The sequence below is a fragment of the Pseudoclavibacter caeni genome (genome assembly GCF_008831125.1).
GTDB lineage: Bacteria > Actinomycetota > Actinomycetes > Actinomycetales > Microbacteriaceae > Pseudoclavibacter_A > Pseudoclavibacter_A caeni.
Genome location: NZ_WBKA01000003.1, coordinates 41,417 through 58,796 on the forward strand (window position 1 = coordinate 41,417; position 17,380 = coordinate 58,796).

Here is a 17,380-nt window from a genome sequence, read left to right on the forward strand (position 1 = left end):
GGCTGTGCCTACACTGATCAGCGATCGCGTCACCCACGCGGCCGTCCTCGTCCGCGACGGCAGCACCCCGGAGCCGCGAGCCGACCAGAAGGAGTGACACATGCCAGGCCTGAACCTCACCCGTGACGAGGCGCGCGAGCGCGCCGGGCTCGTCCGCGTCGACCGCTACGACGTGGACTTGGACCTCACCGTCCCCTCGACGACGGTGTTCCGCAGCCGCACGCGGGTGGTGTTCGACGCGGAGGCCGGTGCGTCCACCTTCATCGACGCGGTCACCGAGCGCGTCCACACGATCACGCTCAACGGCGCAGAGCTCGACCCGGCCCTGGTCAGCGACGGCCTGCGCATCCAGCTGCCGGACCTCACCGAGCACAACGAGCTCGTCATCGACGCCGACGCGCGCTACTCGATCACCGGCGAGGGGCTGCACCGCTTCGTCGACCCCGTCGACGACGAGGTGTACCTCTACACGCAGTTCGAGGTGCCGGACGCCCGGCGCATGTACGCTGTGTTCGAGCAGCCCGACCTGAAGGCCTCGTTCACGTTCACCGTCACGGCGCCCGAGTCGTGGACGGTGGTGGCGAACACACCGGTCGCCGAGACCGCGCCCGCCCCGGACGCGGCACAGGGCCCAGCCCGCGTGTGGCGCTTCCAGCCCACCCAGCGCATCTCCAGCTACATCACCGCCCTCGTCGCCGGCCCCTATCACCACGAGCACGGCGAGCTGACCAGCGTCGACGGCCGCACGATCCCGCTGGGCGTGTACTGCCGCCGCTCCCTCGCCGAGCATCTCGACGCCGACTACATCATGGCGAAGACCCGGCAGGGCTTCGCGTTCTACGAGCGGCTGTGGGACGTCCCCTACCCCTTCGAGAAGTACGACCAGCTGTTCGTGCCCGAGTTCAACGCCGGCGCGATGGAGAACGCCGGCGCGGTGACCTTCACAGAGGCGTACGTGTTCCGCTCGAACGTGCCCGACGCGATGCGAGAGCGCCGCGTGGTCACCATCCTCCACGAGCTGGCCCACATGTGGTTCGGCGATCTGGTCACCATGCGCTGGTGGAACGACCTGTGGCTCAACGAGTCGTTCGCCGAGTTCACCTCCACGCTGGCGACCGCCGAGGCGACAGAGTGGAAGGACGCCTGGGCGACCTTCGCGTCGACGGAGAAGGCCTGGGCGTACCGGCAGGACCAGCTGCCCTCCACACACCCGATCCTCGCGCCCATCCGCGACATCGAGGACGTCCAGGTGAACTTCGACGGGATCACCTACGCCAAGGGCGCCTCCGTGCTCAAGCAGCTCGTCGCGTACGTGGGACGCGACGCCTTCTTCCGCGGCATCCACCGCTACCTGACCGCGCACGCGCACGGCAACGCCGAGCTGGCCGACCTCTTCTCCGAGCTGGAGGCGGCCAGCGGACGCGACCTGCGCACCTGGTCGCACCTGTGGCTGGAGACCGCCGGGGTCGACACCCTCACCGGCGTCGTGGAGACCGACGACGACGGGGTCATCACCGCGTTCCGCATCGAGCAGACCGCGCCGGAGGAGCACCCCGTGCTGCGCCCGCATCGCCTCGCCATCGGCGTGTACCAGCTGACGGGCTCGGGGCTCGAGCGCGTCGATCGCATCGAGATCGACGTGGACGGGGCAAGCACCGACGTGCCCGCGCTCGTCGGCACCCGGCGCCCAGACCTGATCCTCGTCAACGACGACGACCTCACCTACGCGAAGGTGCGGCTCGACCCCGCCTCGGAACGGGCGGCGATCGCCCATCTGAAGGACCTGCACGATCCGACCGCCCGCGCGATCGTGTGGAGCGCCCTGTGGGATGCCACCCGGGACTGCGAGATCCCCGCCCATGTGTTCACCCGCACCGTGCTCGCCAACGTCCACGTCGAGGACGAGTCGACCACGCTGCGCACCGTGCTCGCACAGCTCGGCACGGTCACCGGCGTGTACGCCGCCCCGGACACGCGCGCCCGGGCCCGGCACGCGGCGGCGGACGTCGTCTGGCAGCTCGCGCAGAACGCGCCGGCCGGCAGCGACCGACAGTTCCAGTTCGTCCGCTCGTTCGCCGCGCTCGCGTCGACCCCCGAGCAGTTCGACATCGTCGAGGCGCTGCGCGACGGCCGGCTCACCCTGCCGGCGCTCGTCATCGACACCGACCTCGCCTGGGATCTGCTCGTCTCCCTCGTGGTGGGCGGACGTGCCGGCGTCCCCGAGATCGACGCCGCGCTCGAGCAGGATCACACGGCAACCGGCATGCTCGCCGCGGCCCGCGCCCGGGCCGCGATCCCCACCAGCGAGAACAAGCTGGAGACGGCCCGACGCATCCTCACCGACGACTCTCTGACGAACCTCACCGTACGGCACATGGGGTTCGGGCTGCAGCGGGTGCTCGACCCCGAGCTGCTGCGCGGCATCATCGAACCGCACTTCGCTGCCCTCGAGCCGCTGTGGCACGAGCGCAGCTACCACATGGTCGAGGAGATCATCGACGCGACCTTCCCAGCCGGCCTCGCCGACGAGGCGCTCGCCGACCGGGCGCGCGCGTGGCTCGCCGACCATGAGCGCGCCCCTCAGGCGCTGCGCCGCATCGTGATCGAGAATCTGGCCGGCGTGCTGCGCGCCCTCGACGTGCAGCGGCGGGACGCACAGGACGCATGATCCCCGCGGCCCTCGCGCCCTGGCTGCAGTCGACCCTCGACTTCATCGCGAAGTTCTGGGGCGAGTGGAGCAAGGTCGGCAACATCATCATGATCGTCGTGGTGACGATCGTGCTGCGCTGGCTGCTGCTGCTGCTCACCCGCCGCATCGTGCGCGGCATCGTCAGCGGGGTGAAGGGCAAGGAGGACATCACCAAGACGACCGATCTGCTCGTCTCCCCGCTGGCGAAGGCCCGGGTCGTCCAGCGCACCCGCACGATCGGATCGGTGACCACGAACATCATCACCTGGACCCTCGTGGTCATCGCCGCGATCTCGATCCTCGGCGAGCTGGGCTTCAACACCGGAGCCCTGATCACCAGCGCCGGGATCGTCGGCGTCGCCGTCTCATTCGGAGCCCAGAGCCTGGTCAAGGACTTCCTGACAGGCCTGTTCATGGTGTTCGAGGATCAGCTCGGCGTCGGCGACATCGTCGATCTGGGCCCGGTCACCGGCACCGTCGAGGGCGTGGGGCTTCGCGTGACCCGGGTGCGAGCGGCGGACGGCACGCTGTGGTACGTGCGCAACGGCGAGATCCTCAGGGTCGGCAACCAGTCGCAGGGGTGGGGCCGGGCGATCATCCAGATCGACCTGCCCGCCGAGAGCGATTTCGAGGCCGTCCAGGAGCTGATGCTAACCGCCGCGCGCGAGATGATCCGGGAGCGGTACTGGCTGCGCAAGATCGAGGGCAAACCGGAGCTGTGGGGCATCACCGCGCTCACCGGCGACATGATGACGGTGAAGCTCGCGCTGAAGACGCACCCCGGGCAGCAGGACGAGGTCTCCCGCGAGCTGCGCCTGCGCATCCTGCGCCTGTTCGCCCAGTACAACGTGCACCCGGCGACGACGAGCACCGTCCGCGTGACGATCGAGTCCCACAATCCCAGGGTCAAGGGCACCACGATCGCCGATCCCGCGGTGACCGGCCGCGCGATGCCGGAGGAGACTGTGACGGCGACCACGGAGGAGATCGAACACACGCTCGCCGCCGAGGCCGCCGATCCGGCCGAGCTGCGGCGCCGCCGCCACCGGGTCCGAGCCGCGCGCCGACGCGACGCGGCCCGACGGCGGGCGGCTCGGACGGCCGCCTCGGTACCGGAGACCGCGCGCCCGTCGACGACGACGTCCCGGCCGGCTGGCAGCACGGCCACCCCGACGGCCACGGATGCCACGGGGAACGCCACGACAGCGGGTGACACCGCCGACGATGCCACCTCGGTCAGGGGCACCGCGGCGCCGAGCGACAAGGCCGGGGGCACCGCTGCGTCAAGCGGCCCGACCAGGGGCACCAGGACGACGCGACCCGCCGCCGCGGACGGCGCATCCCACCCCGGACGCACCTCCGCCGGGTCCACCCCGGCGGAGGGCTCCCCCGAGCACCCCGGAGACGAGCGGAGCAGCCGATGACCGAGCAGCACACCCTGTACGACGAGGTCGGCGGCCAGCCGTTCTTCGGGCGGCTCGCCGCGGCGTTCTACCTGCGGGTGCGCGAGGATCCGGTGCTGCTGCCCATGTACCCCGCGGACGACATGGCCGGCGCCGAGCGACGGCTCGCACTGTTCCTCGTGCAGTACTGGGGCGGACCCACCACGTACAGCGAGGAGCGCGGACACCCCCGGCTGCGGATGCGCCACATGCCCTTCAAGGTCAACCCCGAGGCCCGGGAGCACTGGCTCGCGTGCATGTCCGCCGCCCTGGACGAGGTCGACCCCACCCCGCTCGTGCGCGGTGCGCTGTGGGACCACTTCGATCGGGTGGCCCACGCGATGATCAACACCCTCGAGCCCTGATCGAGGGTGACGAGACCGTCCCGGCCCTCAGCCCGCCCGGTGCGCGCGGACGCGGGCGAGCACGTCACCGTAGCGTCCGGCCGCACGCTGCCAGCGCCCGCTGCGCAGCAGTCGGACGGTGCCGGTGCCGTCCGCACTGGTGCCGTCCGGCACGGCGTGCTTCGGCACGGCGCCGGTCGGCACGGCATCCGGGCCGGCCGACGCAGCCGAGTCATCCATCCCGGGCGCGCCGAGGAAGCCGAAGCCGTCGAGGGCGAACGCGAGCCCGGCCGTCATGCCGCCCAGTGCGTCCGCCGGACGCCCCCAGACCCGTCCCCGCAGCTCGTGGACGGCGAGCTCGCCGGAACCGGTCGGGGCACCCGCGGCGATCTCGGCGATCCCGGCCCGGGCGACCTCGCGGACGGCCGACTCCGGGACGACGGCGACGGGCGACCAACCGCCTCTGGGCGGCGCGATGCCCGTCCACACCTCGTGCACCTCGACGGGCGGCGGACGCAGCAGGGTGTCATCCTCGCTCCGCATGCGGGCGGTGCGGTCAGCGATCGCCTGCGCCTCCGTCACATAGTCGGCCGTGCCGGGCCGGGCGAGCGGGAGGACCTTCACCGCGACGAGCGTGGGCGTGTCGTCGCCCAGTCGCGCGCTGAACAGCGGCGAGGCCATCGCGACCAGCAGTGTCTCCGTGGCCCGCAGCCACAGCGCCGCATGCTCGTCGAGCCGGCGGGCCCGGGCGGCGAACTGGGCGAGGTCGTCGACCGCGTCCTGGTCGAGCAGGCGCAGTCGGGCATCGGCGGTCATGACGCTCATGGTACCCGTCCGCATGCCGCGGACTCATGGGCCGCGGCGTCCGGTGACGCGCGCGGCGGCGACCCGGGCATCAGGCCGGAGCACCCCAGCGCGCACGAGCGCCCTCCGCGACGTCGGACCGTCGGCGCCCGGCACTCCGCCTATAATCCGGTCAGGCCGTCGTGTCACCGTCCGATGCGATCGGTGACGGGCCACCTCGCACGTCGGAAGGACCCGCATGGCAGATCGCTCGTATAACATCGACGGCATCGCACCGGTGCGCAGCATCGAGGATGTGCTCGCCCTCGAGGACGCGCCCTCGGCCGCTCCCGGCGAGCGCGGCTTCCGCGGTCCCTCTCATTTCATGCCCACCGGCCGCGTTTTCGGCGGGCAGATCCTCGCCCAGGCGATCGTGGCCGCCTCACGCACCGTGCCAGAGGGCCGCTTCGTGCACTCGCTGCACGGGTACTTCCTGCGCGGCGGCGACACCGGGCTGCCCGTGGACTTCTCGGTGGAGACCCTGCACGACGGCGGCTCGTTCAGCCAGCGGCGCGTGCAGGCCCTGCAGCACGGCGAGCCGATCCTGTCGCTCATCACGTCGTTCCAGACCCGCGACCGCGGGCTCGAGCACGCGATCCGCCCACCCGAGGGCATCCCGAGTCCGGAGGACCTGCCCACCACGGAGGAGACCCTGCAGGGCGCGCCGGAGCTCTTCCGCCGCTACTTCTCCGACTACCGGGCGTTCCGCATGCGCCACTATCCCTCCCCGATCTACACCGACGTGGACCCAGCGACTGAGGACATCCCGTTCCAGGCCGTGTGGATCCAGACCAGACAGGGGCTCGACGACGACCCCGTCACCCACGCCGCGGCCCTCGCCTACGCGAGCGACTACACGGTCTTCGAGCCGATCCTGCGCCGCCACGGCATCTCGTGGTCCCGGCCGGGGCTGCTCACCGCGAGCCTCGACCACGCGATGTGGTTCCACCGCCCCGCCCGCGCGGACGAGTGGGTGCTCTACGTGCAGGAGTCCCCGACCGCCCAGGGCGGTCGCGGCCTGACCCTCGGGCACATGTTCACCCGCGACGGGGAGCTCATCGCCACCGTCGGCCAGGAGGGCCTCATCCGCCTGCCCGAGTTCCGGCCCGAGCGCTGAGCCGACGGACGCTCGGGACGAGGACGACGTCCTCGCCGCGCGCAGCGTGGCGACCTGGCTGAGCGCCTCGCTCCGACCTGTGCGTGGGTACCCTGCCAGGCATGGGGTGCCTCGTCCCGGATCCGGATCCCTCGTCCCGATCCCGGGCACCTCGTCCCGGGACCCCACGGGCTGCTCACACGGGTCCGGAGACGACGAGGAGGAGTGGACCCTTCCGGTCCACCCCTCCGCTCGCTGACCGCTCGGCGCGGGCTCAGCCTCTGGTGAGCTTGCGGTAGGTGACGCGGTGCGGACGCGCCGCCTCCTCGCCGAGTCGCTCGACCTTGTTCTTCTCGTACGCCTCGAAGTTGCCCTCGAACCAGTACCACTTCGCCGGATTCTCGTCGTCACCCTCATAGGCGAGGATGTGCGTGGCCACCCGGTCGAGGAACCAGCGGTCGTGGGTGATCACGACCGCGCAGCCCGGGAACTGCAGCAACGCGTTCTCGAGGCTCGAGAGGGTCTCGACGTCCAGGTCGTTCGTCGGCTCGTCGAGCAGCAGCAGGTTGCCGCCCTGCTTGAGCGTGAGCGCCAGGTTCAGTCGGTTGCGCTCTCCTCCGGAGAGCACGCCGGCCGGCTTCTGCTGGTCCGGCCCCTTGAACCCGAACGCCGACACGTAGGCGCGGCTGGGCATCTCCACCTGGCCGACGTGGATGTAGTCGAGGCCGTCCGAGACGACTTCCCACACCGTCTTCTGCGGGTCGATGCCCTCGCGGCCCTGGTCGACGTACGAGATCTTGACCGTCTCGCCGATCTTCAGCGTGCCGGAGTCGAGCGGCTCGAGGCCGACGATCGTCTTGAACAGCGTGGACTTGCCGACCCCGTTGGGGCCGATCACGCCGACGATGCCGTTGCGCGGCAGGGTGAACGACAGATCGTCGATGAGCACGCGGTCGCCGAACCCCTTGTGCAGGTGCTCGGCCTCCAGCACGATGTCACCCAGCCGCGGGCCCGGCGGGATCTGGATCTCCTCGAAGTCGAGCTTTCGGGTGCGCTCCGCCTCCGCGACCATCTCCTCGTAGCGAGCCAGACGGGCCTTGCTCTTCGCTTGCCGGCCCTTCGGGTTCGTCCGCACCCACTCGAGCTCCTCGTCCAGGCGCTTGGCCAGCTTGGCGTCCTTGCGCCCCTGCACCTCGAGGCGGTCCTTCTTCTTCTCCAGGTACGTCGAGTAGTTGCCCTCGTACGGGTAGGCGCGACCGCGGTCGAGCTCCAGGATCCACTCGGCGACGTCATCGAGGAAGTACCGGTCGTGCGTGACGGCGACGACGGTGCCCGGGTAGGTGTGCAGATGCTGCTCGAGCCAGAGGATGCTCTCCGCGTCCAGGTGGTTCGTCGGCTCGTCGAGCAGCAGCAGATCCGGCTTGCGCAGCAGCAACTGGCACAGCGCCACCCGACGCCGCTCGCCGCCGGAGAGATTCTTCACGATCGCGTCCGAGGGCGGCAGCCGCAGCGCGTCCATGGCCTGCTCGAGCTGGGAATCGAGGTCCCAGGCGTCGGCGGCGTCGATCTGCTCTTGCAGCTCGCCCATCTCCGCCATCAGCGCGTCGAAGTCCGCATCCGGATCGGCCATCTGCGCGCTGATCTCGTTGAACCGATCGACCTTCGCCTTGATCTCGCCGACACCCTGCTGAACGTTCTCCAGCACGGTGAGGTCGTCGTCGAGCTGAGGCTCCTGCTGCAGGATGCCCACGGAGTAGCCCGGCGTGAGCCGGGCCTCGCCGTTGCTCGGGGTGTCGAGCCCGGCCATGATCTTGAGCACCGTCGACTTGCCGGCCCCGTTCGGGCCGACCACGCCGATCTTCGCCCCGGGCAGGAACGCGAGCGTGACGTCGTCGAGGATCACCTTGTCCCCGTGCGCCTTGCGGGCACGCACCATCTGGTAGATGTATTCAGCCATGCCACCCAGTGTATTGGGCGGCGGCCGGGGTCCGGGGATCCGCAGCCCGCGCGTGTGTCCGTCCCCGCTGTCTCCGGCTACTGCGGCAGCGTCATCGTGTCGCCCACGAGGCAGGCCCCGTTGACCGGGTCGACCACCTCGCTGTGGAACCGCCCGGGGTGGTACTCCCCCACCAGACACCGCCCCTGCTGCAGCACGGAGACGCTCACATTGCCCGCGTCGAGCCCGGTCGGCGTTCGGCTCGAGGTGATCTGCATCTGGGTGTCGGTGACGCCGACCCCACGCAGAGCCCGGACGACCGCGGTAGACTCGGGCACGGCGTCGGCGGTGACGAGGGGCTGCAGCAGCGCGTCGAAGGCCGCCTGATCCTCCTCCGCCGTCGCGGTCGTCGACCACGGCGACGCGCTCGTTGTCGGGGAGGCCGACGGCTCGGCCGTGTCCAGCGAGGTCTGCGGCCCGGACGAGCAGGCCGTCGTCGCCAGCAGGGCGCCGGCGAGGAGTGCGCCCGTCATGGCCGGGCGCAGCGCCGCGGCGGGGCGGCTCCGGAGGGATCGGAAGGTGCTCATCCGCCCCAGCCTAGCCGGATCGACGGGAGCCGGCGCGGGTCTGCATGATCGCACCCGGTGCAGACGATCCGCCCGATCGATCCGGATCAGTCGCGCCCGGGGATCAGGACGGAGTCGACGCGGACACCGCCCGCTCCGTCTCCTGCCACGTCCCGCCGTCACCGGCCCACTCCGATCCGGGCGAGACGGCATCCGTGCGATCCATGCCCGCCGTCATCCCCATCGCGCGGGGCGTGTCATCCCCGTCACCCGACGGCGAGGCCCCGGGTGCCGGGGACGGGATCGCCGTGCCGGCGACCGTCCGCCCCGACTCCGGCGTCGCCGCCGAGACCGGGGCGACGCCATCACCGCCCGGCCCCGCCGTGACGTCCGTCGCCGCACCATCGCTCGGTCCGGCATCGGAGGCGTGCTCCTCGACGGTCGCGGCCGGTCGCTCCCCGCCCGCCGCCCCGGACTGCCCACCGCGGCTGATCCGCTCGAACATGCTGCGCCCCCAGGCGAGATCATGCCCCAGACTGTCCGCGAGGATCTCCACGGTCAGCCCGGAGCGGCCGTCGTCACTGCGCCACTCGTTGACCCGCAGCCGGCCACGCACGAGCACGCGCTGCCCCTTGCTCAGCGACCGGGCGACGTTCTCGGCGAGACCACGGAAGGCCGTGACCGTGAACCAGTTCGTGCCGGTGTCGGTCCACTCGCCGCGCCGCGCGTCGTAGCGACGCTGCGCGGAGGCGAGGCGGAAGGACGTGATGGCGAGGCCGTCCCCGGTCCGCGCCTGACGCAGATCGGTGGCGACCACGCCGTCCACGGTGATGGTGTCGATGGACATGTCGGCTCCTTCGTCAGCAGGATCTGACCGGGACGGGCGCCCCGGTCATCGTCATGCTGTCGCGGCGTCGGGGGAGACCGCGAGCGCCCCGCACCCCCTGTGGAGGAGGCTCGCCGCGCTGCCCGCCTGTGCCGCGTCCACCGGCCGGAGCTGTCGCGGTCAGTCGACCATGAGCGCGCCGAAGCGTGCCCGTACCCGGGCGACCTTCGGCGGGATGACCAGCTGGCAGTACATCTGGTCCGGATGCCGGGCGAAGAAGTCCTGGTGCTCCGCCTCGGCCGACCAGAAGCGGTCGATCGACTCGATCGTGGTGACGATCGGGTCGGCCCACCAGGCCTGGGCGCGGGCGATCGCCCGCTCGAACGTCGCGCGCGGCTCCCGGGCGTTCGCGAGGTCGGCCGGGACGAACAGTGCCGAGCGGTACTGTGTGCCGACGTCGGCGCCCTGCCGGTTCGGTGTGGTCGGATCATGCAGGGTGAAGAACACGTCGAGGATCGTGTCCGCGGTGATGACGGTCGGATCATGGTCGATGCGCACCGCCTCGGCGTGCCCGGTCGCTCCGGTGCACACCTGCTCGTAGGTGGGATGTGCAACGTGGCCACCGGCGTACCCGCTCGTCACCGCGTGCACGCCGCGCAACCGACGCAGCACTGCCTCGACGCACCAGAAGCATCCGCCGGCGACGACGAGCCGGCCCGTGGGTGCGTCCGTCGGGCTCCCGGTCGGCTCTCCGCCCGACCGCCCCGCAGGCGACGGCACGCGTTCCTCATGCTCGGGGTCAGACATGTCAGACTCCCATCAGGGTCTCGATCGGTCCGCGGGCGAAGTAGACGAGGAAGCCGAGCGCAACGACCCACATGAGCGGCGAGATGTCCCGCCAGCGCCCGGAGAGTGTCCTGATCACGACCCAGCTGATGAAGCCGACCCCGATGCCGTTGGCGATCGAGTAGGTCAGCGGCATCACGGTGATCGTGAGGAAGACCGGCAGCGCCGCGGAGTACTCGCTCCAGTCGATGTCGCGGATCTGGGCGACCATGAGCGAGCCGACGGCGACGAGCGCTGCTGCCGCCACCTCCGAGGGTACGATCGCCGTCAGCGGGGTGAGGAACATGGCCGCGAGGAACAGCAGGCCGGTCACCACGGAGGCGAGCCCCGTGCGAGCTCCCTCACCGACACCGGCGGCGGAATCGACGAAGACGGTGTTCGCTGAGCAGGAGGTGGCCCCGCCTGCGGCGACCGCGACGCCTTCCATCACCATCGCCGACCTCAGCCGTGGGAAGTTCCCCTGCTCGTCGGCGAGGCCGGCGGCCTTCGCCAGACCGGTCATCGTGCCCATCGCGTCGAAGAAACTGGTGAAGAAGAGCGTGAAGACGAGCATGGTTGCGCTCAGCCAGCCGATGCGGGCGAACGCGCCGAAGTCGACCGCCCCGACCAGGCTGAGGTCCGGCACCGAAAGCAGGGTGCTCGGCAGCTCGGGCACGTTGAGCGACCAGCCACCCGCGCTGTCGACGCTGCTGCCCAGATGCAGCACGCCCTCGAGGATCATCGCAAGGATCGTCGAGACGACCAGGCCGATCAGCAGTGCCCCCCTGACCTTCCGTGCCATGAGCACGCCCATGATCACGAGGGTGATGACAAACATGACGACCGGCCAGGTGGAGATCGAGCCGTTGTCGGCCAGCTGCACCGGCGGGGAGGCGATGCCGGAGGAGCGCACGAACCCCGCGTCGACGAGGCCGATGAACGCGATGAACAGACCGATGCCCACGGTGATCGCGGTCTTCAGCTGCTGCGGGATCGCGTCGAAGATCCGCTCGCGCAGGCCGGTCAGCGACAGGATCGTGATGACGACGCCGTTGATTACCACGAGGCCCATCGCCTCCTGCCAGGTCACGTCCTGGATGACGCTGACGGCGAGGAAGGAGTTGACGCCGAGCCCAGCGGCGAGCCCGAACGGCAGGTTCGCCACGACGCCGAACAGGATGGTCATGACCCCGGCGGTCAGCGCGGTGGCCGCGGCGACCTGCCCGTTCGGCAGCCAGCCGCCCAGCACGTCCGTGGCCGCCCTGGTCTCGGTGCCACCGATGATGATCGGGTTCAGGATGACGATGTACGCCATCGCGAAGAAGGTGACCACCCCGCCGCGGATCTCGGTGCCCACGGTGGAGCCGCGCCGGGCGACACCGAACAGACGCTCCAGCCAGGCGGGATGTCGGTACGCCCTCTCCGGCGGATTCGACTCATGCTGCTCGGTCGTGGAGGTGACGGACGCTGTCACGGTGCTGGGGTTCCTTTCGCCGCTGGATGGGCTCGCGCCGGCTCCGAGTCGGGCCGCGCCAGAGGCCGGCTCGTGGCCGGACAGCGCTCAGTGTAGATCACGGTCCCGCGGCCGCCCGTGCCCGACCGTATCGCACGCGCCGCCGGCGCGGTACGCTGGAATGGTGCAGAAAGCCCTACTTCTCGAGAACATCCACCCCCTCGCCGTCTCCAATCTGAAGGCACGCGGCTTCGAGGTCGCGACCGTGGGCGGCGCCCTCGACGAGGACGAGCTCATCGAGCAGCTCGCCGACGTCACGGTGCTCGGCATCCGGTCGAAGACGCAGGTCACCGACCATGTGCTCGCCAGCGCCCCGAATCTGGAGGCCGTCGGCGCGTTCAGCATCGGCACGAACCAGATCGATCTGCCCGCCGCCGCGAGGCGAGGCATCGCCGTGTTCAACGCGCCGTACTCGAACACCCGCTCGGTCGTCGAGCTCGTCATCGGCGAGATCGTGATGCTCGTGCGGCACATCCCCCAGAAGGACCGTCTCGCCCACCGGGGCGTGTGGGACAAGTCCGCGACCGGCTCGCACGAGGTGCGCCACCGCACACTCGGCATCATCGGCTACGGCAACATCGGCGCGCAGCTGTCCGTCGTCGCCGAGGCGATGGGCATGAAGGTCATCTTCTACGACCTGCAGGAGAAGCTCGCGATGGGCAACGCCGAGCGCCGCCACTCGCTGGAAGATCTGCTCGCCGAGGCCGACATCGTCACCCTGCACGTCGACGGCCGCAAGTCGAACACCGGGTTCTTCGGCGCCGAGCAGTTCGCCGCCATGAAGGACGGCGCGATGTTCATCAACAACTCGCGCGGCTTCGTCGTCGACGTCGACGCCCTGGTCGAGTCACTGCGCAGCAGCCACCTGGGCGGCGCCGCGATCGACGTGTACCCGGCGGAGCCGAAGAAGCGCGGCGACGCCTTCGACACCCCGCTGGCGCAGTTCGACAATGTCATCCTCACCCCGCACATCGGCGGGTCGACCGAGGAGGCACAGCGCAACATCGGCCGCTTCGTCTCGGGCAAGCTCATCGACTACATCAAGCACGGCGACACGAGCCTGAGCGTGAACCTGCCGACGCTCACGCTGCCGTGGCACGAGGGCATCCATCGCATCGCGCACATCCACCGCAACATCCCAGGCGTGCTCGCGAAGGTGAACAACTCGCTGAGCGAGCTGGGCGTGAACATCGACAGCCAGGTGCTCGCCACCCGCGGCGAGCTCGGCTACTCGGTCACCGACGTCAACGCGTGGGTCGCCGACGAGGTGCTCGACGTGCTCCGCGGCATGGACGAGACGATCCGTCTGCGCATCATGGGCTGACCCCGTCTCTGCACCGGTCGTCGAGCCGGCCCGGCGGACGACATGGCGCACCGCGTCCCACGTCCGTCGCGGCCGGCTCGTGTCGTCTCCGTTCCGCACCGACGTCACGCGCGGGCGAAGCGCAGCAGACCGGTGTATCCTCGGTAACCGGTTCGCGCATGCGAGCATCCCCCCGTAGCTCAGTGGACAGAGCAGAGGGTTTCTACCCCTTGTGTCGCGGGTTCGAATCCTGCCGGGGGGACGGGCAGTCTGGAGGCGCAGCATCATGCCGCACGGCAGGAACATCATCTGGATCGACTGTGAGATGACCGGCCTCGACATCCACCGCGACGCGCTGATCGAGATCGCGGTCGTCGCCACCGATCAAGAGCTCACCCCGCTCGACCGGGGGATCGACGTGCTGATCCGCCCACCGCAGGCCGCGCTGGACGGCATGAACGACTTCGTGCGCGACATGCACGCCACCTCGGGGCTGCTCGACGAGCTGGCCGACGGGGTCACGCTCGCTGAGGCGGACGCCCGGGTCATGGCGTACGTGCGTCGGCACGCCCCCGCCCCGCAGGCCACGCCGCTGGCGGGCAACTCGATCGGCACCGATCGCGCGTTCCTCGCCCGCGACCTGCCCGATCTGGACGAGCACCTCAGCTACCGCAACATCGACGTGTCAAGCATCAAGGAACTCGCCCGCCGCTGGTACCCGCGGGTCTACTTCCACGCACCTGAGAAACACGGCGGGCACCGGGCGCTGGCCGACATCCTCGAGTCGGTCCGCGAGCTCGACTACTACCGCCGCACCTTCATCGCCGCCGCGCCCGGCCCCACGAGCGACGCGTGCGCCGAGGCGGCACGAGCCTCGGAGGCTCGATTCGCATCCTGGCTCGATTTCCACTAAGCTTTCACTCGCTGCGTTCGCCGGTCGAGCGCGCATGGTGGCTGTAGCTCAGTTGGTAGAGCGCCGGCTTGTGGTGCCGGATGTCGCGGGTTCAAGTCCCGTCAGCCACCCCATCCTCTCACTCATCAGCACCTGCTCCCCTGCCACCTGTCGATTGGGATCGGCCGCTCCTGCGCTTCCAGAACGTGTCAGCCCGGTACAGTTGATGCGTTCATCAGCCTCATGCCGGCCGGTTCGCGGCCGTGACCGCTGATGCCCGGCCACGCCACCAGGAAGGGGTTCAGAACCATGTCAGAGATCGCCGAGCGGCTGAACAGCCTTGCCACGAAGATCGAGAAGCAACGCGATTCGATCGAGACCGAGGAGGCGACGAAGAACGCGTTCGTCATGCCGTTCATCTCCCTCGTGCTCGGCTACGACGTCTTCAACCCGAACGAGGTTGTCCCGGAGTACACCGCTGACATCGGCACCAAGAGGGGCGAGAAGGTCGACTACGCCATCGTCAAAGACGACGTGGTGCAGATCCTCGTCGAGTGCAAGCGCATCGGCGAGGATCTCAATATCAATCACGCCTCGCAGCTGTTCCGCTACTTCGCGGTCACCAACGCGCGCATCGCGATCCTCACCAATGGTGACGAGTATCGGTTCTACACCGACCTGGACAAGCCGAACCGCATGGATGAGAAGCCCTTCCTGCGCTTCCAGATCTCGGATCTCGACCCCATCGTCGTCCCCGAGCTCAACAAGCTCACCAAGGAGGTCTTCGACCTCGACAGCGTGCTCTCCGCGGCGGAGGAGCTGAAATATGTCGGCGAACTCAAGCGCACGCTCGCCGCGCAGTTCCGGAATCCCGACGACGACTGGATCAAATCGGTCGCCTCTCGCGTGTACGACGGGTCGTTCACCCAGAAGGTGCGCGAGATGTTCTCCGTGCTCGTGCCGAAGGCGATGAAGCAGTTTCTCTCGGACCAAGTCAATGATCGACTCAAGGCCGCGCTCGGCGGGCAGGCCTACCAGGCTGAGTCGGACGACGGCACGGTCAGCGGTCCGGCCGCGGCGGCCAGCGCCGCCGAGGCCTCGGTGACGAACGCCGAGAACGAGGCTAAGGGCATCGAGACCACGCTCGAGGAGATCGAGGGGTACCAGATCGTTCGAGCCATCGCCTGCAGCGAGGTCGCTCCGGCGCGCATCGTCCAGCGTGACACCAAGTCGTATTTCGGCATCCTCCTGGACGACAACAATCGCAAGCCCATCGCCCGGCTGCATTTCAACCACGCTCAGAAATACCTAGGCCTGTTCGACGCGGAGAAACATGAGACACGCGAGCCGATCGACTCGCTCGACGAGATCTACCGGTTCGCCGATCAGCTTCGCCAGACGGTGCATTATTACGACTGAGCGGGTGGGGGGGGCGCACAGTCCTACGCACCCGGCCAAGGCCTCCGCTCCGGCCTCTGCCGGTGATCGCCGCCAAGTGGACGCGGAGCACACCCGGATGGAGACGATCAGTGGAACACGAGGTCAGTGACATGTCAGCACCTGCATCGCACCCTGCGACAGACCGCGCTCGAGCGGGCAGAGCGCCCGCGCCGAACATCACCGACACCGCACTGATCTTCGAGGGCGGCGGGATGCGCGCATCGTGCACCGCCCCGGTCGTGGGCGCGTTCGTGGAGGCGGGGCTAAACTTCGGCTGGGTCGCGGGCATCTCCGCGGGCAGCTCGCACACCGTCAACTACCTCTCGCGCGATCCGCTGCGCTCACGCCGCTCGTTCGTGGAGTTCGGTGCCGACCCGAACCTCGGCGGCCTGCGCACCTGGCTGCGCGGCGAGGGGATGTTCAACGCGGAGTACATCTACCATCACACGTCACGACCCGGCGAGGCGCTGCCGCTCGACTGGGCGACGCTCCACGACAACCCTGCGGACTTCCGCATCGGGGCGTTTCGCGCCGACGACGGCGTCGAGGTGTGGTGGGGACGCGACGACATCGCCGACCTCGACGACCTGCTCACGAAGGTGCAGGCGTCGTCCACCATGCCGGTGTTCATGCCTCCGGTGCACATCGACGGGGCCACGTACGTCGACGGGGCGATGGGACCCGATGGCGGTATCGCCCTCGACGCCGCCGAGGACGCGGGTTTCGAGCGGTTCGTCATCGTGCTCTCTCGGCCCCGCGGCTACGCGAAGGGTCCCTTCCGCGCCGGCCGGATCGCCCGGCGGGCATTCCCCGACCTGCCCGCGGTGCCTGCCGCGCTGGAGGCCCGGCCGGCCCGCTACAACCGGATGCGCGCCCGCGTGTTCGACCTCGAGCGGCAGGGGCGTGCCTACGTGTTCGCGCCGACCGGCCACATCACGAGCAACCAGGAGCGCGACGTGCGCCGACTGCGCCGGTCGTATGAAGATGGGGCGGCGCAGATCCGGCGCGAGCTGCCGGCGATCCGCCGGTTCGTCGGCCTCGACTGAGACGGCGGGGCGGCGGCCCGGTCTGTGCGAGCCGCTGAGGGCAGCTGGCTCTCCGTCGGGCGAGTCTCAGCGCCCGGGCACAGATGTCCTGGCCCGTGCGTCACGGGCGCCACGCACCGCGTCATTCCCCCGCCGGCGTCTGGCCATCATCCGGGTGACGGGGTATACCGGTGGGATGGCCCCCACAGACGTGACTGAGAAGACGCTGCCCGAGCTGCTGGCCGCCCACGACATCGTGCTGCTCGATCTGTGGGCCCGCTGGTGCGGGCCGTGCCGGGCGTTCGCGCCGGTGTTCGCGGCCGTGGCCGCAGAGCATCCCGAGATCGGCTTCGGCCGCATCGACGTCGATCGCGAGCCCGGGCTCGCGCGGGCGTTCGGCATCGCCTCGATCCCGACGCTCGTCGTGTTCCGCGAGCGCGTCCCCGTGCTCGCGCAGGCCGGGGCGCTCGGGCTCGGCGCGCTGAGGGAGATCGTGCGGCGGGTGCAGGGCCTCGACATGGACGCGGTGCGTCAGGAGCGTGCCACCGCACGTGCGGCGTCCTCTGCCTCGGCCTCGGCCACGGCCAGATCTGACGAGCAGCACCGCTCCTGACCGCAGGCTCAGCCCCGTGCGCTCGGG

The 17,380-nt window shown here is 69.9% G+C and carries 15 protein-coding genes and 2 tRNA genes; 11 read left to right on the forward strand and 6 right to left on the reverse strand.

Annotation, left to right across the window (positions count from 1 at the left end; genetic code table 11):
- The first annotated feature begins 100 nt into the window (after positions 1–100).
- The 3 genes from pepN to F8O02_RS04395 are packed head-to-tail and all read left to right on the forward strand — an operon-like array spanning position 101 to position 4,496.
- Entirely contained in the window at positions 101–2,668 is a 2,568-nt protein-coding gene (gene pepN, locus F8O02_RS04385; RefSeq protein WP_158036039.1) for an aminopeptidase N, read from the forward strand.
- Positions 2,665–4,113: a mechanosensitive ion channel family protein gene (locus F8O02_RS04390; protein ID WP_158036040.1), complete on the forward strand. Its 1,449-nt coding sequence runs from the start codon at positions 2,665–2,667 to the stop codon at positions 4,111–4,113. The genes pepN and F8O02_RS04390 overlap by 4 nt, the downstream gene beginning before the upstream one ends.
- Positions 4,110–4,496 (forward strand): globin, encoded by a 387-nt coding sequence (locus tag F8O02_RS04395; RefSeq protein WP_158036041.1) that lies wholly within the window; start codon positions 4,110–4,112, stop codon positions 4,494–4,496. Before F8O02_RS04390 ends, F8O02_RS04395 begins: the two co-directional genes overlap by 4 nt.
- Positions 4,497–4,523: 27 nt before the next feature.
- Here F8O02_RS04395 and F8O02_RS04400 read toward each other — a convergent pair whose 3' ends face one another.
- The gene (locus tag F8O02_RS04400) at positions 4,524–5,291 is read right to left on the reverse strand and encodes a hypothetical protein (RefSeq protein WP_158036042.1); all 768 of its coding nucleotides are present in this window, start codon (positions 5,289–5,291) and stop codon (positions 4,524–4,526) included.
- Positions 5,292–5,517: 226 nt separating this feature from the next.
- Here F8O02_RS04400 and F8O02_RS04405 point away from each other — a divergent pair, with 226 nt between their 5' ends.
- The gene (locus F8O02_RS04405; protein ID WP_158036043.1) at positions 5,518–6,435 is read left to right on the forward strand and encodes an acyl-CoA thioesterase; all 918 of its coding nucleotides are present in this window, start codon (positions 5,518–5,520) and stop codon (positions 6,433–6,435) included.
- A gap of 253 nt (positions 6,436–6,688) precedes the next feature.
- On the opposite strand, the gene ettA is transcribed toward F8O02_RS04405, so the two are convergent.
- From ettA to F8O02_RS04430, 5 genes are all read right to left on the reverse strand, one after another.
- Complete coding sequence (ettA, locus tag F8O02_RS04410; RefSeq protein WP_158036044.1) at positions 6,689–8,371, reverse strand: energy-dependent translational throttle protein EttA; 1,683 nt, start codon at positions 8,369–8,371, stop codon at positions 6,689–6,691.
- A gap of 77 nt (positions 8,372–8,448) precedes the next feature.
- Complete coding sequence (locus F8O02_RS04415; RefSeq protein WP_158036045.1) at positions 8,449–8,937, reverse strand: DUF6993 domain-containing protein; 489 nt, start codon at positions 8,935–8,937, stop codon at positions 8,449–8,451.
- 103 nt (positions 8,938–9,040) lie between these two features.
- Positions 9,041–9,763 carry a single-stranded DNA-binding protein gene (gene ssb / locus F8O02_RS04420; RefSeq protein ID WP_158036046.1) on the reverse strand — a complete coding sequence of 241 codons (723 nt, stop codon included), beginning with the start codon at positions 9,761–9,763 and terminating at the stop codon, positions 9,041–9,043.
- A 159-nt stretch (positions 9,764–9,922) separates the two neighbouring features.
- Entirely contained in the window at positions 9,923–10,549 is a 627-nt protein-coding gene (gene msrA, locus F8O02_RS04425; RefSeq protein WP_158036047.1) for a peptide-methionine (S)-S-oxide reductase MsrA, read from the reverse strand.
- A 1-nt stretch (position 10,550) separates the two neighbouring features.
- A complete protein-coding gene (locus F8O02_RS04430) occupies positions 10,551–12,041 on the reverse strand; it encodes an NCS2 family permease (RefSeq protein ID WP_404821175.1) in 1,491 nt (496 codons plus the stop codon).
- A 160-nt stretch (positions 12,042–12,201) separates the two neighbouring features.
- Here F8O02_RS04430 and serA point away from each other — a divergent pair, with 160 nt between their 5' ends.
- The 7 genes from serA (at position 12,202) to F8O02_RS04465 (ending at position 17,353) form a co-directional block, all read left to right on the forward strand.
- A complete protein-coding gene (gene serA / locus F8O02_RS04435; protein ID WP_158036049.1) occupies positions 12,202–13,404 on the forward strand; it encodes a phosphoglycerate dehydrogenase in 1,203 nt (400 codons plus the stop codon).
- Between the two features lie 168 nt (positions 13,405–13,572).
- Positions 13,573–13,645: transfer RNA gene (locus F8O02_RS04440), tRNA-Arg, on the forward strand.
- A 24-nt stretch (positions 13,646–13,669) separates the two neighbouring features.
- A complete protein-coding gene (orn, locus tag F8O02_RS04445) occupies positions 13,670–14,296 on the forward strand; it encodes an oligoribonuclease (protein WP_158036050.1) in 627 nt (208 codons plus the stop codon).
- Between the two features lie 37 nt (positions 14,297–14,333).
- Positions 14,334–14,409: transfer RNA gene (locus F8O02_RS04450), tRNA-His, on the forward strand.
- A gap of 175 nt (positions 14,410–14,584) precedes the next feature.
- Entirely contained in the window at positions 14,585–15,694 is a 1,110-nt protein-coding gene (locus tag F8O02_RS04455; RefSeq protein ID WP_158036051.1) for a type I restriction endonuclease, read from the forward strand.
- Between the two features lie 131 nt (positions 15,695–15,825).
- Entirely contained in the window at positions 15,826–16,761 is a 936-nt protein-coding gene (locus F8O02_RS04460) for a patatin-like phospholipase family protein (RefSeq protein ID WP_158036052.1), read from the forward strand.
- 175 nt (positions 16,762–16,936) lie between these two features.
- The gene (locus F8O02_RS04465; protein ID WP_158036053.1) at positions 16,937–17,353 is read left to right on the forward strand and encodes a thioredoxin family protein; all 417 of its coding nucleotides are present in this window, start codon (positions 16,937–16,939) and stop codon (positions 17,351–17,353) included.
- Positions 17,354–17,380: the final 27 nt, after the last annotated feature.

What these genes read in the sequence shown, in the direction of transcription:
- pepN (WP_158036039.1), top strand. Translation starts at nt 101, where the DNA reads ATGCCAGGCCTGAACCTCACCCGTGACGAGGCGCGCGAGCGCGCCGGG.
- F8O02_RS04390 (WP_158036040.1), top strand. Translation starts at nt 2,665, where the DNA reads ATGATCCCCGCGGCCCTCGCGCCCTGGCTGCAGTCGACCCTCGACTTC.
- F8O02_RS04395 (WP_158036041.1), top strand. Translation starts at nt 4,110, where the DNA reads ATGACCGAGCAGCACACCCTGTACGACGAGGTCGGCGGCCAGCCGTTC.
- F8O02_RS04400 (WP_158036042.1), bottom strand. Translation starts at nt 5,291, where the DNA reads ATGACCGCCGATGCCCGACTGCGCCTGCTCGACCAGGACGCGGTCGAC.
- F8O02_RS04405 (WP_158036043.1), top strand. Translation starts at nt 5,518, where the DNA reads ATGGCAGATCGCTCGTATAACATCGACGGCATCGCACCGGTGCGCAGC.
- ettA (WP_158036044.1), bottom strand. Translation starts at nt 8,371, where the DNA reads ATGGCTGAATACATCTACCAGATGGTGCGTGCCCGCAAGGCGCACGGG.
- F8O02_RS04415 (WP_158036045.1), bottom strand. Translation starts at nt 8,937, where the DNA reads ATGAGCACCTTCCGATCCCTCCGGAGCCGCCCCGCCGCGGCGCTGCGC.
- ssb (WP_158036046.1), bottom strand. Translation starts at nt 9,763, where the DNA reads ATGTCCATCGACACCATCACCGTGGACGGCGTGGTCGCCACCGATCTG.
- msrA (WP_158036047.1), bottom strand. Translation starts at nt 10,549, where the DNA reads ATGTCTGACCCCGAGCATGAGGAACGCGTGCCGTCGCCTGCGGGGCGG.
- serA (WP_158036049.1), top strand. Translation starts at nt 12,202, where the DNA reads ATGGTGCAGAAAGCCCTACTTCTCGAGAACATCCACCCCCTCGCCGTC.
- orn (WP_158036050.1), top strand. Translation starts at nt 13,670, where the DNA reads ATGCCGCACGGCAGGAACATCATCTGGATCGACTGTGAGATGACCGGC.
- F8O02_RS04455 (WP_158036051.1), top strand. Translation starts at nt 14,585, where the DNA reads ATGTCAGAGATCGCCGAGCGGCTGAACAGCCTTGCCACGAAGATCGAG.
- F8O02_RS04460 (WP_158036052.1), top strand. Translation starts at nt 15,826, where the DNA reads ATGTCAGCACCTGCATCGCACCCTGCGACAGACCGCGCTCGAGCGGGC.
- F8O02_RS04465 (WP_158036053.1), top strand. Translation starts at nt 16,937, where the DNA reads ATGGCCCCCACAGACGTGACTGAGAAGACGCTGCCCGAGCTGCTGGCC.